This window comes from Streptomyces sp. WAC06614 (genome assembly GCF_003949795.1).
Lineage (GTDB): Bacteria > Actinomycetota > Actinomycetes > Streptomycetales > Streptomycetaceae > Streptomyces.
Genome location: NZ_RPRY01000508.1, coordinates 1 through 3383, shown reverse-complemented (window position 1 = coordinate 3383; position 3383 = coordinate 1). Strand labels below are relative to the sequence as shown.

Sequence of the window (3383 nt, the reverse complement as noted above, 5' to 3'; positions counted from 1 at the left end):
CCCACTCACTCGCCCTCCCACCCGTCCGCGCACCGGCACAACCGACCGGCGATCGGAGAGCATCAAAGCCGCAGCGGCACCCGTGCATCAAACAACCGCAGAGCCCTCAGCCACAACCAACGGTTGTGCCCGCTAGGGTGTCGGCATGGACCTCGACACCGTCCGGACCTTCGTCGCCGCCGCCGACGCGGGGCGGTTCCAGGACGCCGCCGCCGAGCTGGGGGTCACCCAGCAGGCCGCGTCCAAGCGCATCGCCGCGCTGGAGCGCGGCCTCGGGGTGCGGCTGTTCAGCCGGACGCCGCGCGGCGCCGAGCTCACCATCGACGGGCAGGCGTTCCTGCCCCATGCCCGCGAACTGCTGCGCGTGGCCGAGCGCGCGGTGGCGTCCGTCCGCGCCGGACGCCGTCCGCTGCGCGTCGACGTGATCGCCTCGCGCGGTGCGGGTTCCGGCCTGATGCGGGGTTTCCACCGCGCGCACCCGGGGATCGAGCTCGACGTGGTGATGCTGCTCGACATCGACGCCGCCGTGGCCGCCCTCCGGTCCGGCACCATCGACGCGACCTTCCGCGCCGTCGCCGTGCCCGGCCGGCCGCTGCCCGAGGACATCGAGTCCGTGCGGGTGCTGGACGAGCCGCTCCAGCTCCTGACCGGCCCGGCCCACGCGCTCGCGGGCGCCCGCTCGGTGACGCCGGCTCAGCTCGTCGGGCACCGGATCTGGATGCCCGGCATCGTGCCCGGCACGGAGTGGGCCGCGTACTACGCGGACCTCGTCGCCGAGTTCGGTCTCACCATCGAGGCGACCGGCCCCAACTTCGGCTCCGACGCCCTCCTCGACACCGTCGCCGACACCCCCGCCCTGGCCACCTTCATGGGCGGGGACACCCGGCTGGTCTGGCCCGCCGGCCACGGCCTGCGCCGGATCCCGGTGACCGACCCGACGCCCGTCTACCCCCACTCGCTGCTCTGGCACCGGGACAACCCCCACCCGGCCCTGGCGGCGCTGCGTACCCACCTCGCCGCCACCACTGCCGCCGCGGCGACCGGCCGCGCCGCGCCCGGCACCTGGGTGCCGGGCTGGGTGCTCCCGCGCTGAACGCGGCCGGGCAGCGGCGCCGCCCGCGGCTCACTGCTGGCAGCGCCCGAACGTCACGACGTAGGTGCCCGCGGTGGTCGACGACGCACCGCCCGGGTCGGCGGAGCCCGGCTGGGCCCACGGGCCCATCTCACGAACCCCGGGGTCGAGGATGGCGGCACGGTGACCGGGGCTGTTCATCCACCAGTTGACGGCGGCCTGCGGGGTGCCCCACCCGCTGCCCCACCCGGTGTACGTGATCTCACTGAACTGCCAGGACCGCGGGTTCGGGCAGTATCCGGCCGCCTGGATGCGGGTCTGCGGGGTCGAGCCGGTCTGCGGGTTGCGGTGCGGATCCCGGCCCGGGCCCCACCACTTGATCTGCACGGCCGCGACCGCGTGCTGCTGCGCCGCGCGCGTCAGCGCCTGGTTGGTCGTGAGCGCGGGCAGCCCGCGCTGGGTGCGCTGCGCGTTGATGAGGCAGGCGACGGCATCCCTCGCCTGGGTCATGGTCCCCGCGGTGGGCGCCCGGTTGGCGGCAGCCGTGTCGCAGGCCACCGCTGCTGCGGGTGGGGCCAGTACGCCGGGGAGGAGCGGGGCCGACAGGGCGGCGGCCACGGCGGTGCCCAGGAGTTTTCCGGTACGTGACGTGTGGGTCTGCACGGAGGTTCCACCTCCCGCGAACACGAACGGTGTTGTCGAGCGGAATGGAGGGGCGACCGGCCACGAGGCGTGCTCCCCTCCAGACTCTCACCGGCCCCCACCCCTCGCCATCCGGGCCGCGGGGGGAGGAGCCCCCGAGCTCGGTCCCCGTTCGGACGCCGCACGCCGCACGCCGCACGCCGCACGCCGCACGCCGCACGCCGGACGCCGCACGCCGGAGGCCGGACGAGCCGGCCGCGGTACGGCGGGTCGTGCCGCCGCCGCTCACCGCAGTACGGCCGCCAGCAGGTCGGTGCCCAGGGCCGTGAGCCCCGGCAGGTCGAGGGTGTGCCGCACGTACCGGCCGTGCCGCCGGGGTGTGACCAGACCCGCCCGGCGCATCACGGCGAGGTGGCGGGAGACCTCCGGGAGGGACAACTCCCAGGTGTGTGCCAGCTCACCGGTGGTGTGCGGGCCACGGGCCAGGGTGCGCAGCAGCCGGAGCCGCACCGGATGCGCCAGGGCCTCCAGGCGGAGCGTGACCGTGTCCAGCGACACCGGCTCCGCCGGCCCGGTCTCGCCGGCCGGCACCGGGTACTGCACCACGGGCTGCCATCCGGGTGCGTGGACCGCCACCAGGTGCGGATCGGCGAAGACGCTGGGCAGGAACGTCACTCCGGCGCCGTCGGCCGACGTCGCCTTGTCCTGGAGCTTGTCCACGACGATGACGTCCCCGTCACCGGACAGGGTGACGGCGCGGGAGACCGCCGCGAGGGCGGCGCCGAGGCCCTGGCGCCTGAGCAGGTCGTTCTTCACCCGCAGATCGGTGGCGAGCGGTACGGCGACCTCCGCCCAGGCGGCGTCGAAGAAGGCCTCGGCGCACAGTTCGAGGGTCCGGCGCACGCGTGCCCGGACCGCGGCCGGCTCCGTGAGGAGGCGTTCGGCGAAGGCCCCGTGCCGCGCGCCCCGGGCCTGTGCCAGGTCCAGGGCCCGTTCGCGGGCGGCCCGGTCGGTGAGGGGCGACGCCGTGGCGAACCGGCCGCGGGTGCTCCCGCACGTGCTGACGAGCGCGGCGGTCACGTACCGGTCGTCGTCCGTCCGGTCCACGGCGTCCAGTTCCTCGGCCAGGGTCGGCCGGGGCCGGGCGGGGTAGAGGAAGTCGGCCTGCGAGGAACGCCAGAGGAACTCCGCCTCCCGCAGCCGCTCGGCCAGTTCCGGCGGCAGCCCGGCCCGGACGTCCGCGGCCCAGCCGGCGTGCCGCGGATGGTGCCCGGGTGCGGCCAGCACGTGCAGCATCGCGGTCAGCTCGGCCAGCGGCGAGGCGGCGAACCGCACCCGCTCGCCCGGCAGGCCGCTGATGTCGATCCTCAAGGTCACCCCCCGATCATCGCCGATCGGTCCGGACGTCACGGGCTCCCGCCCGACCCGTCATCGTCACCCCCTACCAGGCCCGTGACGGCGTCGCTTGACGGTGTCCGTCAAGCGACGTGCGGCACCGGGCGACGGGGCCGCACCGTCTGCGCCATGAAAGCCCCTGCCGAACACCCCACGACGCACCCCGAGACGCATCCCACGACACGCCCCACGGCGACGCCTCCCACGACGCACCCCGCGTCGACGCCTCCCACGACATCCCCCACGGCGCATCCCGGCACACGCCCCACTCCCC

The 3383-nt window shown here is 75.5% G+C and carries 3 protein-coding genes; 1 reads left to right on the top strand and 2 read right to left on the bottom strand.

The features are described 5' to 3' along the window. Positions 1-145: 145 nt before the first annotated feature. Positions 146-1093 carry a LysR family transcriptional regulator gene (locus EF918_RS33980; protein WP_125652734.1) on the top strand — a complete coding sequence of 316 codons (948 nt, stop codon included), beginning with the start codon at positions 146-148 and terminating at the stop codon, positions 1091-1093. Between the two features lie 30 nt (positions 1094-1123). Here the strand turns inward: EF918_RS33980 and EF918_RS33975 are convergent, their stop codons facing one another. Together EF918_RS33975 and EF918_RS33965 are read right to left on the bottom strand one after the other, a co-directional pair. Then, entirely contained in the window at positions 1124-1735 is a 612-nt protein-coding gene (locus EF918_RS33975) for a CAP domain-containing protein (RefSeq protein WP_260610943.1), read from the bottom strand. 264 nt (positions 1736-1999) lie between these two features. After that, positions 2000-3091 (bottom strand): DUF5937 family protein, encoded by a 1092-nt coding sequence (locus EF918_RS33965; RefSeq protein ID WP_125652733.1) that lies wholly within the window; start codon positions 3089-3091, stop codon positions 2000-2002. Between the last annotated feature and the right edge of the window lie 292 nt (positions 3092-3383).